15 protein-coding genes are annotated in these 12,987 nt (G+C 69.6%); 10 read left to right on the top strand and 5 right to left on the bottom strand.

Going from position 1 to position 12,987, the window contains the following annotated elements:
* The first annotated feature begins 86 nt into the window (after positions 1–86).
* From hflX to ASE43_RS17795, 4 genes are all read left to right on the top strand, one after another.
* Positions 87–1,394, top strand: a complete 1,308-nt coding sequence (gene hflX, locus ASE43_RS17810; RefSeq protein WP_057161392.1) for a ribosome rescue GTPase HflX — start codon at positions 87–89, stop codon at positions 1,392–1,394.
* 75 nt (positions 1,395–1,469) lie between these two features.
* The gene (hflK, locus tag ASE43_RS17805; RefSeq protein ID WP_056172899.1) at positions 1,470–2,603 is read left to right on the top strand and encodes an FtsH protease activity modulator HflK; all 1,134 of its coding nucleotides are present in this window, start codon (positions 1,470–1,472) and stop codon (positions 2,601–2,603) included.
* The gene (hflC, locus tag ASE43_RS17800; protein WP_056172901.1) at positions 2,600–3,463 is read left to right on the top strand and encodes a protease modulator HflC; all 864 of its coding nucleotides are present in this window, start codon (positions 2,600–2,602) and stop codon (positions 3,461–3,463) included. Before hflK ends, hflC begins: the two co-directional genes overlap by 4 nt.
* On the top strand, positions 3,464–3,652 hold the full coding sequence (locus ASE43_RS17795; protein WP_056172904.1) for a DUF2065 family protein: 189 nt from the start codon (positions 3,464–3,466) through the stop codon (positions 3,650–3,652). It begins immediately after the preceding gene.
* 28 nt (positions 3,653–3,680) lie between these two features.
* Here the strand turns inward: ASE43_RS17795 and ASE43_RS17790 are convergent, their stop codons facing one another.
* Genes ASE43_RS17790 through ASE43_RS17775 form a run of 4 tightly spaced genes read right to left on the bottom strand, consistent with a single transcriptional unit; the run spans position 3,681 to position 6,768 of the window.
* Complete coding sequence (locus ASE43_RS17790) at positions 3,681–4,466, bottom strand: LytTR family DNA-binding domain-containing protein (RefSeq protein WP_056172906.1); 786 nt, start codon at positions 4,464–4,466, stop codon at positions 3,681–3,683.
* Complete coding sequence (locus ASE43_RS17785) at positions 4,463–5,545, bottom strand: histidine kinase (RefSeq protein WP_082607353.1); 1,083 nt, start codon at positions 5,543–5,545, stop codon at positions 4,463–4,465. The genes ASE43_RS17790 and ASE43_RS17785 overlap by 4 nt, the downstream gene beginning before the upstream one ends.
* Before the next feature lie 39 nt (positions 5,546–5,584).
* Positions 5,585–6,460, bottom strand: a complete 876-nt coding sequence (locus ASE43_RS17780; protein ID WP_057161391.1) for a DUF2306 domain-containing protein — start codon at positions 6,458–6,460, stop codon at positions 5,585–5,587.
* Positions 6,457–6,768 carry a hypothetical protein gene (locus ASE43_RS17775; RefSeq protein WP_057161390.1) on the bottom strand — a complete coding sequence of 104 codons (312 nt, stop codon included), beginning with the start codon at positions 6,766–6,768 and terminating at the stop codon, positions 6,457–6,459. The genes ASE43_RS17780 and ASE43_RS17775 overlap by 4 nt, the downstream gene beginning before the upstream one ends.
* 378 nt (positions 6,769–7,146) lie before the next feature.
* Here ASE43_RS17775 and ASE43_RS17770 point away from each other — a divergent pair, with 378 nt between their 5' ends.
* The 5 genes from ASE43_RS17770 to ASE43_RS17750 all read left to right on the top strand — a co-directional run bounded on the left by ASE43_RS17770 (position 7,147) and on the right by ASE43_RS17750 (position 11,905).
* Positions 7,147–8,439, top strand: a complete 1,293-nt coding sequence (locus ASE43_RS17770; protein ID WP_057161389.1) for an adenylosuccinate synthase — start codon at positions 7,147–7,149, stop codon at positions 8,437–8,439.
* A 124-nt stretch (positions 8,440–8,563) separates the two neighbouring features.
* A complete protein-coding gene (locus ASE43_RS17765) occupies positions 8,564–8,980 on the top strand; it encodes a hypothetical protein (protein WP_157500039.1) in 417 nt (138 codons plus the stop codon).
* A gap of 105 nt (positions 8,981–9,085) precedes the next feature.
* On the top strand, positions 9,086–9,559 hold the full coding sequence (locus tag ASE43_RS17760) for a hypothetical protein (protein WP_157500037.1): 474 nt from the start codon (positions 9,086–9,088) through the stop codon (positions 9,557–9,559).
* Positions 9,560–9,587: 28 nt separating this feature from the next.
* Positions 9,588–9,962 carry a hypothetical protein gene (locus tag ASE43_RS17755; protein ID WP_157500035.1) on the top strand — a complete coding sequence of 125 codons (375 nt, stop codon included), beginning with the start codon at positions 9,588–9,590 and terminating at the stop codon, positions 9,960–9,962.
* Positions 9,963–10,090: 128 nt separating this feature from the next.
* Positions 10,091–11,905, top strand: a complete 1,815-nt coding sequence (locus ASE43_RS17750) for an SLC13 family permease (protein ID WP_057161385.1) — start codon at positions 10,091–10,093, stop codon at positions 11,903–11,905.
* 10 nt (positions 11,906–11,915) lie between these two features.
* On the opposite strand, the gene ASE43_RS17745 is transcribed toward ASE43_RS17750, so the two are convergent.
* The gene (locus ASE43_RS17745) at positions 11,916–12,341 is read right to left on the bottom strand and encodes a VOC family protein (RefSeq protein ID WP_057161384.1); all 426 of its coding nucleotides are present in this window, start codon (positions 12,339–12,341) and stop codon (positions 11,916–11,918) included.
* 72 nt (positions 12,342–12,413) lie between these two features.
* Here ASE43_RS17745 and ASE43_RS17740 point away from each other — a divergent pair, with 72 nt between their 5' ends.
* Positions 12,414–12,986: a TetR family transcriptional regulator gene (locus ASE43_RS17740; RefSeq protein WP_057161383.1), complete on the top strand. Its 573-nt coding sequence runs from the start codon at positions 12,414–12,416 to the stop codon at positions 12,984–12,986.
* Position 12,987: the final 1 nt, after the last annotated feature.

The following is a 12,987-nucleotide window of genomic DNA, read 5'->3' as shown; positions in this document are numbered from 1 at the left end:
GGGGCCGGCAGGGATGAGACGATGGCGGGGCCGCAGCGTCCCGCCGCGCTTGCATTCCCGGTTTTCCTCCCCATCTTGCTGACTCGATGTTCGAACGCTCACGCAAAGGCGAACACGCCTTACTGATCCAGCCCCACGCCGGCGGTCCGCCGGACGAGGGCTTGCTGGAAGAATTCGCCGAGCTGGCCAAGTCGGCCGGCGCCACCGTGGCCGCCGTGCTGACCGCGCGCATCGATCGCCCCAACGCGGCGATGCTGATCGGCAGCGGCAAGCTGGCCGAGGTCAAGGCCGCGGCCGATGCCACCGGCGCCGACCTGATCCTGGTCAACCACCCGCTGTCGCCCGGCCAGGAACGCAACCTGGAACGCGCGCTTGAGCGGCGCGTGGTCGACCGCACCGGCCTGATCCTGGACATCTTCTCGCAGCGCGCGCAGAGCGCCGAGGGCAAGCTGCAGGTCGAGCTGGCCCAGCTCAAGCACATGGCCACGCGCCTGGTGCGCGGCTGGACCCACCTGGAGCGTCAGCGCGGCGGCTCGATCGGCCTGCGCGGCCCCGGCGAAACCCAGCTGGAAACCGACCGCCGCCTGCTGCAGAAGCGTCTGGAGCAGTTGCAGAAGCGCCTGGACAAGGTCGAGGTGCAGCGCACTCAGATGCGCCGTGCGCGCATGCGCAGCGAGCTGCCGCGCGTGGCCCTGGTGGGCTACACCAATGCCGGCAAATCGACCCTGTTCAACGCCATGACCGGCGCCGAGGCCTACGCCGCCGACCAGCTGTTCGCGACCTTGGACCCGACCGTGCGCCGGATCGACCTGTCCGGCGGCGCGGCGGTGCTGGCCGACACGGTCGGCTTCGTGCGCGATCTGCCGCACGATCTGGTGGCCGCGTTCCGCTCGACCCTGTCGGAGGCACGCGAGGCCGACCTGCTGATCCACGTGATCGACGCCGCCGACCCGCTGCGCGACGAGCGTATCGCCCAGGTCGACGCGGTGCTGCAGGAGATCGGCGCCGGCGACTTGCCGCAGCTGCTGGTGTTCAACAAGATCGACCGCCTGGACGGCGCTCAGCCGCGCATCGACCGTCCGGGCGAGGGCCATACCCGGGTCTGGCTGTCGGCGCGCGATGGCCGGGGCCTGGACCTGCTGCGCACCGCGCTGGCCGAGGCCCTGGAGCTGCGCCATGTCGCCGGCGCGCTGCGGGTGCCGTCGCAGGGCGCGCGCCTGCGCGCCCGTCTGCACGAGCTGGGCGCGGTCCGCGCTGAACGCGCCGACGAGCACGGCTGGGAGCTGGAGGTCGATCTGGCCATCGCCGACGCCCAGCGCCTGTTCGCCCAGCCGCACGGCGAACCGCTGCGGTCTTTGCTGGAATCGGTGGCTGTACCGGACGACCTTGCTTGAGACGGCCAGGGCCCCCACCTAGAATCAACCGACCCGTCAGCTGAACACGGGTGCAGTTCCCTCTTTGGAGCAGGCATGGCCTGGAACACCCCTGGCAGTGACAATTCCGGCGGATCCGACCCCAACGGTCGATCGCCGCGGCAACGCAAGTCCGACGGCCGCGGCCTGGATGCCTTGCTCGACTCTATTCGCGGCCTGTTCGGCGGCGGTGGCGGCATGGGCGGAGGCAGCATCCTGCGCTGGGCCGCCGCGATCCTGGGTCTGTGGCTGGTCTTCAACTGCTTCGTGCTGGTCACCGAGCAGGAGCGCGGCGTGGTCCTGCGCTTCGGCCATTTCTCGCGCATCCTCCAGCCCGGTCCGCATTTGAAGGCGCCGTGGCCGATCGAGCGCGTGACCAAGGTCAACGCGACCCAGAGCAACGCCTACACCGAGACCGTGCCGGTGCTGACCCGCGACGGCAACATGGTCAACGTCGAAATCAACGTGCAGTACCGCATCGGCGATCCGCAGCAGTACCTGTTCGGTTCGCGCGATTCCGCCGACGTGCTGCAGCAGGCCGCGCAGAGCGTGTTGCGCGAGCAGATCGGCCGGTCCGACCTGGACACCGTGCTGAGCGCCCGCGGCGCCCTGACCACGGTGGTGCGCGCGCGCCTGCAGGAATCGCTGCTGGCCTACCGCACCGGTCTGACCCTGACCGAGCTCAACCTGCCCAACGCGCGGCCGCCGGACGAGGTCAAGGACGCGTTCGATGAAGCCCAGCGCGCCGACGCCGACAAGGCCACCTCGATCAACCAGGCCGAGGCCTACGCCAAGAAGGTGGTGCCGGAAGCGCGCGGTCAGGCGTCGCAGGTGCGCACCGAGGCCGAGGGCTACAAGACCGCGGTGATCGCGCGCTCGCAAGGCGACGCCAGCCGCTTCTCGCTGCTGGTCGATCAGTACAAGTCCGCGCCGGAAGTCACCCGCAAGCGCCTGTGGCTGGAAACCGTGCAGCAGGTGATGGGCGACAACCGCAAGATCGTCGGCGGCGACTCGCGCCAGATGCTGTACGTGCCGCTGCCGGAACGGCGTGGCGGCGGTTCGACGCCGCTGCTGACGCCGGAGCTGCTGGCGCCGACCATCGCGACGCCTTCGTCCGAATCGGGTAACGAAACCATGTCGCGCCCGGCCCGCAGCAAGCGCCCGGATGGCCGCGAGGAGCCCGCACAATGAAATTCTCCGCCTGGATCGCCGTGGTCGTAGCCGTGCTGCTGGCCCTGCTGGGATCGATGTTCGTGGTCAGGGAAGGGCACGGCGCGATCGTGTTCCGCCTCGGCACCATCGTGCGCCGCGACATCGGCCCCGGTCTGCACTTCAAGTGGCCGCTGATCGAGAACGCCTCGGTGTTCGATCGCCGCCTGCAGGTGCTGACCGCCGCGCCAGAACGTTATCTGACCGCCGACAAGCTCGATGTCAGCGTCGACTTCTTCGCGATCGGCCAGATCGAAAACCTGAGCCGCTTCTATCAGGCCACCGGCGGCGACGAGAACACCGCCGCCGCGCGCCTGGCGCCGATCATCAAGGACTCGCTGCGCAACGAGATCAACTCGCGCACCCTGACCCAGGTGGTCTCCGGCGACCGCGCCACCGTGATCGGCAAGCAGCTGGTCGGCATCAACCGCGCCGCCTCCACCCTGGGCGTGCGCATCATCGACATTCGCATCAAGCGCATCGATCTGCCGCAGGACAGCAACGTGCTGGCCTCGGTCTACAACCGCATGCGCTCGCAGCGTCTGCAGGTGGCCAGCCAGAAGCGCGCCGAGGGCGTGGAGCTGTCGCAGGCGATCCGCGCCACCGCCGACCGCGACAAGACCGTGATCGTGGCCGAGGCCGAACGCGACGCCCAGCGCCTGCGCGGCGAAGGCGATGCCGAGGCCGCGCGCACCTACGCGGCGGCGGCCAACAAGGATCCGAGCTTCTACGCCTTCCAGCGCAGCCTCGAGGCCTATCGCCAGTCCTTCAAGGACGGCGACAGCGTGATCGTGCTCGACCGCGACGACCCGTTCCTGCAATACCTCAAGTCGGACCGTTGAGTGAGCGGTGAGCTGATTTCGGCACTGTGCCTGGTCGCGGTGCTGGAAGGGCTGTTCCTGTTCGTGGCGCCGCGCGGTTGGAAGCGCGCCGCCGAACAACTGCAGGCGATGCCGGACCGCCAGTTGCGCATCGTGGGCGCGGTGGCGGTCGCGGTCGGCGTGCTGGCCTTGTGGGCGGTGCGCGCCTGAGATCCGCTGCGCGGCGGCGCCGCGCGTCTCACATCTGGCGGAAGTGGTGCAGGTAGCTGCGGCTGACCGGCAGCACTTCGTCGCGGCCCTTGAGGTGGATGTGCGCGGTCTCGTTGGCGCCGCGGGTGACGTGGCTGATCGCGCGCAGGTTCACCACCACCGCGCGATGCACCTGCACGAACTGGGCCGGATCCAGTTGCGCGGCCAGTTCCTTCAAGGGCGTGCGGATCAGCGCCTCGCCGGGTTTGCCGCCGTCGCCGCGCCAGGCGATGCGGGTGTACTTCTCGTCCGAGCGCAGGAAGTCGATCTCGTCGACGCCGATCAGGCGCAGCGCCTGGCCGACCGAGGCGCGGATCCAGCGCAGGGTCTCCGGCGCGCTCTTCTTCTGCAGCTGCGCGGCCAGCCGTTCCAGCAGGGCTTCGGTGTCGGGCGCGGGTTGCGCGGCGCGCAGGCGCTCGCGCAGGCGCGCGATGGTGTCGGCCAGACGCTCGGCTTCCACCGGCTTGACCAGGTAGTCGAGCGCGCCCTGGGCGAAGGCCTGGACCGCGTACTGGTCGTAGGCGGTCACGAACACCAGATGCGCGCGCCGGCCGATGAGGCGCGCCGCTTCCACGCCGGACAGGCCCGGCATGTGCACGTCGAGGAAACAGATGTCCGGGCGCAGCGCCTCGAAGCGCTCGACCGTTTCGCGGCCGTTGCGGGTTTGCGCGACCACCTCCAGCTCCGGCCAGGCCTGCGCCAGCTGGCGCGTCAGCGCGCGTCGCAGCAACGGTTCGTCGTCGGCGATCAGGGCGGTCGGGCGTTGCGCGTTCATGGCGCGCTCCGCTGGGCGGGGAATTCGATTTCGGCGCGCACGCCGTGCGGCTGCAATTCGATCAGCACCAGACGGGTGTCGTCGCCGTAGGCCAGCTGCAGGCGTTCGCGCAGATTGGCCAGCCCCGTGCCGAGGCCGTCGCCGGTGCGGCTGAGGCCGATGCCGGTATCGGCGACCTCGGCCAGGCAGCGGCCGTCGCGCAGGCGCACGCGCACGTCGATGCGGCCGCCTTCCTCGCTGGGGTCGATGCCGTGGCGGACCGCGTTCTCGACCAGGGTCAGCAGGGTCATGGGCGGGCAGTCCAGCGCCAGCGCGGCCTCGTCGGCATGCAGGGCGTATTGCAGGCGGTCGGGCATGCGCATGTGCATCACTTCCAGATAGGCGCGCACCAGTTCCAGCTCCTGGCCCAGGGTGGCGGCCGGGCCGTGCAGGCGCGGCACCGCGGCGCGCAGGTAGGCGATCAGGCTGGCCAGCACGGTCGAGGCCTGCGGCGAGCCGGCGTCGACCAGTTCGCGCACATTGGCCAGAGTGTTGAACAGGAAATGCGGCTCGACCTGGGCCTGCAGCATGCGCAGGCGCGCGTCCAGCGCGTTGCGTTCGTAACGGCTGCGTTCCAGTTCGAAGGCCAGCGCCTGGCGCTGCGCTTCGCCGCGGATCTGGCGCAGCAACGCGGCGATCGCCATCCACGGCGCGACCAGCAGGCCGTAGACGATGACCTTGGTCACGCCGGCCAGATACAGCTTGTCCTGCCACCACGGCAGCGAGTTGTCGGCGGTGGTCAGGGTGTAGGCCAGGATCGCGGCGAACGGAATCGTCGCCGCCACGCCCACCACCTGCAGCACCCAGCGCGCGCTCCAGCGCGGCAGGCGCGCGGGCCAGCGTTCGAACACGCCGAACACCAGCACGGTCGCGAAGCCGACGATCAGCATGCGCAGCAGCACGATGGGGTACGGCGCCTGCGAGCCCAGTTTCATCAGCAGGCTGCTGACGAAAGCGGCGATCAGCACGAAGCGCACGCGCCGCCAGCCGAGCATGCGCGCGGGCGGAGCGGGCAACAGGGGCGGGGCCGGTTCGGGCATGGCGCGACGATAGCAACTAAGACGGCGGCGGCGTCGGCCTCACAGGCGCGGCAGCCACATCAGCATGGTGGCCGCGCCGACGCCCGCCGCGGTGACCAGGGTCAGCATCGACAGCAGCGCGGTCGCGGCGATGCGCGCGCCGGCGCCGCCGCGGTCCTGCGCGCGCAGGTACAGCTCCAGCACCGCCAGAGGTAGCAGGTACTGGGCGAACGCGAGGAACGTCAGGAAGGGGCCGCGGAAACTGGCGGGATCGAAGCCGGCCGGGCCCTGGTTGGCGACGATCCAGAACATCAGGCCGATGCGGAAGAACCAGACCCCGCTCACGGCCAGGAACAGGCGCAGCGCCCAGCGCCGGTGCAGGTCGATGTGGCGCGCGCGCGCATGCCGATAGGCCTGATAAGCGAAGGCCAGCATCAGCAGCGCGTTGAGGCCGATCGCGAGCTTCTGCGAGAGGTCGCCGACCGAGCCGCGGGTGAGGATCATGCTCAGCCCGCCCAGGCTCATCACCGCCACCATCGCCAGATAGGCGCGACCGGTCCAGCGGTGGAACGCGGGCCAACGCCGCCGCACCGCCGGGGTCAGCTGCAGCAGCCCGGCGACCACGATCAGGCAGGCGAAGCCCAGGTGCGCGGCCACCACCAGATTGCCCGCGGTGTCGCCGGCCACGTAGCCGCGCGGAAACACGCCGTTCCAGGCCTGCCAGCGGCCCTGCAGAGCGGCGCGGCCGTAGTAGCCGAGCACATAGGCCACGAACAGCAACTGGCCCAGGGCCGCGACAACGAACCAGGCGCTCGCGCTGAGCTTCAGGGCCGTGCCGGCCTTGCGGCTGAGCGTGTCGGCAGGCGACCTGCTCGCGGCGACAACGATGTCGGCGTCGGCGTCGGGATAGGTGGGCGCCGGTGCGGTCGGGATCATCGCGGCGGCTCCGAAGCGGAGTGCGCAAGGACGTCGACGGCGGCCACGGGTGATCGGCCGGATTCGCGGTCGTGGCGCGGCGGCGGCAACGGAAGCGCGATCGGCGACGCCTGCCAAGCGCCCTGCAGGGCGACGTTGTCGTGGCCGATCGCATACGCCACGCACAGCAGCTGGCTCAGGGCCGCGGCCGCGAACCAGCGGCACGCGCCGCGCTCCGGCGCGACGCCGGCTCTGCGGCGGCGGGGCGCGGTCGCGGCGACGGTCGGGTCGGGGGCGGACTGAGGCGTCGCCGGTGAGGTCGGGATCATCGCGGTGGCTCCGGGTGCGGTCCGCGGCAGTGTTCGCAGGCGGCCGCGGGGCGCGCCAGCGGGGGCGCGATGGGCGACGGGATGCGGGCGACGGGCCACGCCAGTCGATGACGGACGGTGCCGGGGTGGCGCGGCCGAGCGCCCCTGCGCGCGGCCGGTGCCCGCCAGGGCCGCCCCACGGGCGTTCCGGCCTCCGGCTGAGCCGAATCTGTCCGTTGTGGCGGCCGGGGTGGCCGCGGCCACCCGAAACCCGGATAATGCACAAAAGCCGGACGGGGATTCCCGCCGGCTTTTGTCGTTTTCGGCTTCCGCACGATGCGGGGCCTTCCGCGATGCCGGTCCCGCCGGGCCGTGCCAAACCAATTCGGAGTGCGTGTAATGGGTCAGTCAGTCGTCGTTCTCGGTGCCCAATGGGGCGATGAAGGCAAGGGCAAGATCGTCGACCTGCTGACCGAGCAGATCGGCGCGGTCGTGCGCTTCCAGGGCGGCCACAACGCCGGCCACACCCTGGTGATCGGCGGCAAGAAGACCGTGCTGCACCTGATCCCGTCCGGCATCCTGCGCGACGGCGCGCTGTGCCTGATCGGCAACGGCGTGGTGCTGAGCCCGGCCGCGCTGCGCAAGGAAATCGACGAACTCGAAGCCACCGGCGTGGAAGTGCGCTCGCGCCTGAAGATCAGCCCGGCCACGCCGCTGATCATGCCGTACCACATCGCCCTGGATCAGGCCCGCGAGAAGGCCGCCGGCGGCAAGGCCATCGGCACCACCGGCCGCGGCATCGGCCCGGCCTACGAAGACAAGGTCGCGCGCCGCGGCATCCGCGTGGCCGATCTGCACTATCCCGACCAGCTCGCCGAGAAGCTGCGCAGCGCGCTGGACTACCACAACTTCGTGCTCACCCAGTACCTGGGCGTGGACGCGGTCGACTACCAGCAGACCCTGGACGAGGCGCTGGCCTTCGGCGAATACGTCGAGCCGATGAAGTCCGACGTCGCCGGCATCCTGCACGACCTGCGCAAGCAGGGTAAGCGCGTGCTGTACGAAGGCGCGCAGGGTTCGCTGCTGGACATCGACCACGGCACCTATCCCTACGTGACCTCGTCCAACACCACCGTCGGCGGCGCGCTGGCCGGCACCGGCGTGGGCGCGGACTCGATCGACTACGTGCTGGGCATCGCCAAGGCCTACGCCACCCGCGTCGGCGGCGGCCCGTTCCCGACCGAGCTGGACGACGAGATCGGCGAGGGCATCCGCAAGCGCGGTCAGGAATTCGGCGCGACCACCGGCCGTCCGCGCCGCTGCGGCTGGATCGATCTGGTCGCGCTCAAGCGCGCGGTCGCGATCAACGGCATCTCCGGCCTGTGCATCACCAAGCTCGACATCCTCGACGGCATGGAGAAGCTCAAGCTGTGCATCGCCTACCGCTACCGCGGCAAGGAAACCGAGTACGCCCCGCTAGACGCGCAGGGCTGGGACGAGTGCGAGCCGGTGTACCTGGAGTTCCCGGGCTGGCAGGAAAGCACCCACAACGTCACCGAGTGGGACAAGCTGCCGGCCGCCGCGCGCGCCTACCTGCGCGCGCTGGAGGAACTGTCCGGCTGCCCGCTGGCGATGGTCTCCACCGGTCCGGACCGCGACGCCAACATCGTGTTGCGCGATCCCTGGGCCTGAGGCCCGCTCAGGACGCTCTCGCGCAAGCGGAGCGGTGTTGCGAAAAGGCCCCGCGATGCGGGGCTTTTTCGTATCTTTAGCCGTCCGGGCCGTGCCCGACCGTCGCCATCCATAGGGGCAGGGCATGAGCCATCCACCGCGTTCCCAGACCATGCGCGTGCTGATCGCCTTGTTCGTCGTGACCTTGGCGAGCCTGGCGGTGTTCGTGGCCTGGGAAGCCAAGGGCGTGATTCTGTTATTAGTGGTCATGGCGATCGTCATGACCGGCTTCGGCGCATTGCACGAGCTGCTGCCGCTGCCGAGCGCGATGCGCGCACGCATTGCCAAACGTGAGGAACTCGATCGGCGCTACCCATCGTATCGCTACCGCTGGCTGTTCTGGCTAGGCCTGGGCATGTTGCTGGGCAAGCTGTGGGTCGCGCAGTCCGGCGGCCGCGACGCGTTGAGCGACTTCTGGCCGGAGCTGGTTTTGATGCTGCTGGGCCTGACCGCGATGCTGGTGTGGCGGATCAAACATCCGGAACTCGCGCGCGAGGTCTGATCCGCCTCTCGATGCTGGCCGCGCGCCGAATCGGTTCGTCGCATCACGCCTTGGGCCGGCTCGCATCTTTGCTAGGCTGGCGCCAGTCGATGGAGAGGGACGGCCATGCGTACACAGAGTGCGAAGCCCATGCGGGCGGCGAATCGCCTGCTGCTGGCCATTGCGGCGACCTGTTTTTCCTTGCCCGCGTGCGCGATTTGCCTGGCGGTGCCGCTGGAAGACGAATTGAAAGCGGCCAAGACCGTGTTCCTGGCGACGATCACCGAGTCCAAGCTGGCGGGCGCGGTCGGCAAGCTCAAGGACGAGGATGGGTATCGCATCGATCATGCTTTCGTGGTGCGCGAGTCGTTCAAGGGCGATCCCGCATCCGTCAGGCGTGTCTATACGACCAGCTTGTATAACGACCCTGTCAAGAACACCGCCATGCATATGGCGGAGCAGATCCATTTGTTTCCGGGCGAGAGCGTGCTGGTGATAAGCGCGGGCGAGGACGCGGTGCAGGTATCGCTGTGCGGGCCCGCCAAGCGGCGGGACGGCGTCGACCTCGATCGGGTCCGTGCCCTGCTGTCGACGAAGTAGGCCACCTCACGCTCGCAAGCCGACGCTCATGAACAATCCTTATCAAGCGCCTTCAACTCGCGTGCCGGCGACGCCGGGTGCGCAACGACCGGCGTTGGTCGTGGTCGGTGTGGTCTGCGCGATTCTGACGGCGCTGATTCCCACCCTGGTCGTGCCCAGTTTCGATCTGACGTTCAGCGCCTTCGGCGCCGACCTGCCGTGGCCCACGCTCTGGTTGTTGCGGGCCTATCCGGCGTTGTGGCTATTGCCCGTGATCGTGCTGGCGGTCTGGCGGTTCTGGCCCAGGCCGGACAGGCGCAGGTTGGCCGCGTTCTGGACGGGGCTGGCTATCCTTGTGGTGGGTCTTCCCGCGTGCATGGCGGCCTTGTACGCGCCGATCTTCATGCTGGCGCAAACGATCTGATCGGCGCTGGCGGATCAATCCGTCCGCTGTCCAGGCTGTACGAATCGGCGCGGCTTCGCGGCACGCATGAATATCGCCTTCATGCGCATCGGCTAAGTTAGTACGCAGATTTCGGAACAGGGGCGGGGATGGATCCGCAGCAGATCGTATTCCTATTGATCCTGGCCGCGGCGCTGGCGCTGTTCATCAGCGAGAAGCTGCGCGTGGACCTGGTGGCGATGCTGGCGATGCTGGCCTTGACGCTGACCGGCGTGCTGTCGCCGAAGGAAGCGCTGTCGGGTTTCGCGAGCGAACCGGCGATCATCGTCGCGGCGGTGTTCGTGCTGTCGGCGGGCCTGTCCGCGACCGGCATCACCGACCGCATCGGCGCGGCGATCGGGCGCGCGGCCGGCGGCAGCGAGGCGCGCGCGATCGCGGTGATCATGCCCGCGACCGCGGCGATGGCGGCGTTCTCGCACCATCTGATGGTCACCGCGATGATGCTGCCGATCCTGATGCGCCTCGCGCAGGAGCGCAAACTCGCGGCCTCGCGTCTGTTGATGCCGATGTCGCTGGCCGCGTCCTTGGGCACCACGCTGACCCTGATCAGCGCGCCGGCGTTCCTGCTTGCCAACGATCTGCTCGCGCGCAACGGCGCCGGGCGCATGGACCTGTTCGCGATCACCCCGATCGGCGCGATGCTGGTGGCGATCGGCGCGATCTACATGCTGGCCGGGCGCTGGCTGCTGCCCAAGCGCCAGGGCGAGAGCGGCAACGTCGAGTACCTGAAGCTGGACCGCTACTACACCGAGTTGCTGGTGGACGAGGGGTCGCCCTGGAGCGGCAAGACCCTGGCCGCGTTCGACAAGGCCTTCCAGGGCCGGCTGCAGGTGGTGGATTGGCTGCGTCACGGCATCCGCCGCCGCGATCAGCGCGCGCAGGCGCCGCTGGCGGCGGGCGACGTGCTGCTGGTGCGCGCTTCGCCCGACGAGATCGCCTCTGTGCGCGACGAGCCCGGCCTGTCTTTGCACGCGGTGGTCAAGTACGGCGAGAAGCCGCGCGAGGACGGCAAGGCCGAAGCGCTGGGCGAGGAGCGGCTGGTGCAGGCGGTGGTCGCGCCGCGCTCGGAGTTCCTCGGCCGCAGCGTGTCGGAGATCGATTTTCTCAGCACGTTGGGCGTGGTCGTGGTCGGACTGTGGCGCAAGGAGGGCTGGCTGGGCGGCGAGCTGTCCGAGTTGCGCCTGGAGGAGGGCGATCTGCTGGTGTTGTGGGGCGCGCAGGCGCGCCTGGAGCAACTGGCCACGCATCGCGCCTTCCTGATGCTGATGCCCTTCGACGCGCGCGGCAGCACGCGCCGGCGCGCGCCGCTGGCGCTGGGCATCATGGCCGCCTCGATCGCGCTGGCGGCCACCGAATCGCTGGCGCCGCAGATCGCGTTTCTGCTGGGCGCGGTGGCGATGGTGCTTACGCGCTGCGTGAGCATCGAGCGCGCCTACGAGGAAATCGACGTACGCATCTACGTGATGATCGCCGGTGTGATTCCGCTGGGCATCGCGATGGACAAGACCGGCACCGCCGATCTGATCGCGCAGCTGCTGGCCGCGCACGCGCAGGGCCTGCCGGTGCTGGGCCTGCTGTTGCTGATGTTCGCCGCGTCGGCCTTGTTGACGCAGATCCTGTCGGACGCGGCGACCACGGTGCTGCTGGCGCCGATCGCATTGGCCCTGGCGCAGAGCCTGGGCCTGCCGCCGCTGCCGTTCGTGGTCTGCACCGCGATGGGCGCGGTGGCCTCGTTCCTGACCCCGATCGGCCACCACGGCAATCTGCTGATCCTCAATCCCGGCCAGTACACCTTCGGCGACTTCTTGCGCGTGGGCATGCCGCTGACCAGCCTGATCGGTCTGACCGTGGCCTGGATGGCGCGCTGGCTGTGGCTGGGCGGGCCGCTGCTGCCTTTCGCCTGAGCGCGCGAACTCAGGTCGGCAGCGCGCCGGCCTCGTACTGCAGGGCGTAGTCCGCGCTGGGCGGGATCGGCTTGATCACGTCGATCAGCACGCCGTTGGGGTCGGCGGTGATGAAGTGGCGCTGGCCGAAATCCTCATCGCGCAACGAGCGCAGGATGGGCAGGCCGGCGGCCCGCAGGCGATCGTGCACGGCGTCGACGTCCTCGACCTCGAAGTTCAGCAGCAGGCCGCCAGCGCGGCCGCGAGCGACCGCCGGGATCGTTTCGTGGCTGCCGTCGAGCACGGCCAGATTGACGGTCGGGTCGCCGTCCAGTTGCAGGTGCACGTACCAGTCGGCGCTGAACAGGGCGACGAAGCCGAAGTGCTGGCGGTAGAAGGCGGCGGTCGCGGCGACGTCGTCGGTCATGAGCACGGGGTAGTAGCTGGTCACTTTCACGGTCGGCTCCTGGGAATTAACATACAGTCTGTATGCGAAATCCACATTAACATACAGGCTGAATGTATTTCAATGAGCGCCCACCGCAGCAACCGCGAACGCACCGAGGCCACCCGCCTGGCTCTGCTTGAGGCCGCGCGCGGCCTGTTCGTGGAGCGCGGCTACGCGGAGACCTCGACCCCGGACATCTGCGCGGCCGCCGGCATCACCCGCGGCGCGCTCTATCACCACTACGCCGACAAGCGCGATCTGTTCCGCCACGTGCTGGCGCGCGAGGCCGAGGCGGTGGCGGCCGACATCGAGGCCGCGGCGCCGGCGCTCGCCGATCCGCGCGCGGCCCTGCTGGCCGGCAGCCAGGCCTACCTTGCCGCGATGGCGGTACCCGGCCGGACCCGATTGCTGTTGATCGACGGCCCGGCGGTGCTGGGCCTGGCCGAACTGACCGCGTTGGACGACGCCCACGCCGCGCGCACGCTGCGCGAGGGACTGGCCGCGGCGATGGCGCGCGCACCGTCCGAGATCGACGCCTATGCGCGCCTGCTGTCGGCCGCGTTCGATCGCGCGGCTTTGGAGATCGACGCCGGTGCGGATGCGCAGACGATGCGCGCGGCGATGCAGGACTTGCTGACGCGCGCGATCGCCTGAG

It is taken from the genome of Lysobacter sp. Root983, from assembly GCF_001429345.1.
Taxonomy (GTDB): Bacteria; Pseudomonadota; Gammaproteobacteria; order Xanthomonadales; family Xanthomonadaceae; genus Lysobacter.
This window is presented reverse-complemented; position numbering and strand designations above follow the sequence as displayed.

What these genes read in the sequence shown, in the direction of transcription:
- ASE43_RS17785 (WP_082607353.1), bottom strand. Translation starts at nt 5,545, where the DNA reads ATGCCCGAACCGGCCCCGCCCCTGTTGCCCGCTCCGCCCGCGCGCATG.
- ASE43_RS17740 (WP_057161383.1), top strand. Translation starts at nt 12,414, where the DNA reads ATGAGCGCCCACCGCAGCAACCGCGAACGCACCGAGGCCACCCGCCTG.
- ASE43_RS17790 (WP_056172906.1), bottom strand. Translation starts at nt 4,466, where the DNA reads ATGAACGCGCAACGCCCGACCGCCCTGATCGCCGACGACGAACCGTTG.
- ASE43_RS17760 (WP_157500037.1), top strand. Translation starts at nt 9,086, where the DNA reads ATGCGTACACAGAGTGCGAAGCCCATGCGGGCGGCGAATCGCCTGCTG.
- ASE43_RS17770 (WP_057161389.1), top strand. Translation starts at nt 7,147, where the DNA reads ATGGGTCAGTCAGTCGTCGTTCTCGGTGCCCAATGGGGCGATGAAGGC.
- ASE43_RS17765 (WP_157500039.1), top strand. Translation starts at nt 8,564, where the DNA reads ATGAGCCATCCACCGCGTTCCCAGACCATGCGCGTGCTGATCGCCTTG.
- hflC (WP_056172901.1), top strand. Translation starts at nt 2,600, where the DNA reads ATGAAATTCTCCGCCTGGATCGCCGTGGTCGTAGCCGTGCTGCTGGCC.
- ASE43_RS17750 (WP_057161385.1), top strand. Translation starts at nt 10,091, where the DNA reads ATGGATCCGCAGCAGATCGTATTCCTATTGATCCTGGCCGCGGCGCTG.
- hflX (WP_057161392.1), top strand. Translation starts at nt 87, where the DNA reads ATGTTCGAACGCTCACGCAAAGGCGAACACGCCTTACTGATCCAGCCC.
- ASE43_RS17780 (WP_057161391.1), bottom strand. Translation starts at nt 6,460, where the DNA reads ATGATCCCGACCGCACCGGCGCCCACCTATCCCGACGCCGACGCCGAC.
- hflK (WP_056172899.1), top strand. Translation starts at nt 1,470, where the DNA reads ATGGCCTGGAACACCCCTGGCAGTGACAATTCCGGCGGATCCGACCCC.
- ASE43_RS17775 (WP_057161390.1), bottom strand. Translation starts at nt 6,768, where the DNA reads ATGATCCCGACCTCACCGGCGACGCCTCAGTCCGCCCCCGACCCGACC.
- ASE43_RS17755 (WP_157500035.1), top strand. Translation starts at nt 9,588, where the DNA reads ATGAACAATCCTTATCAAGCGCCTTCAACTCGCGTGCCGGCGACGCCG.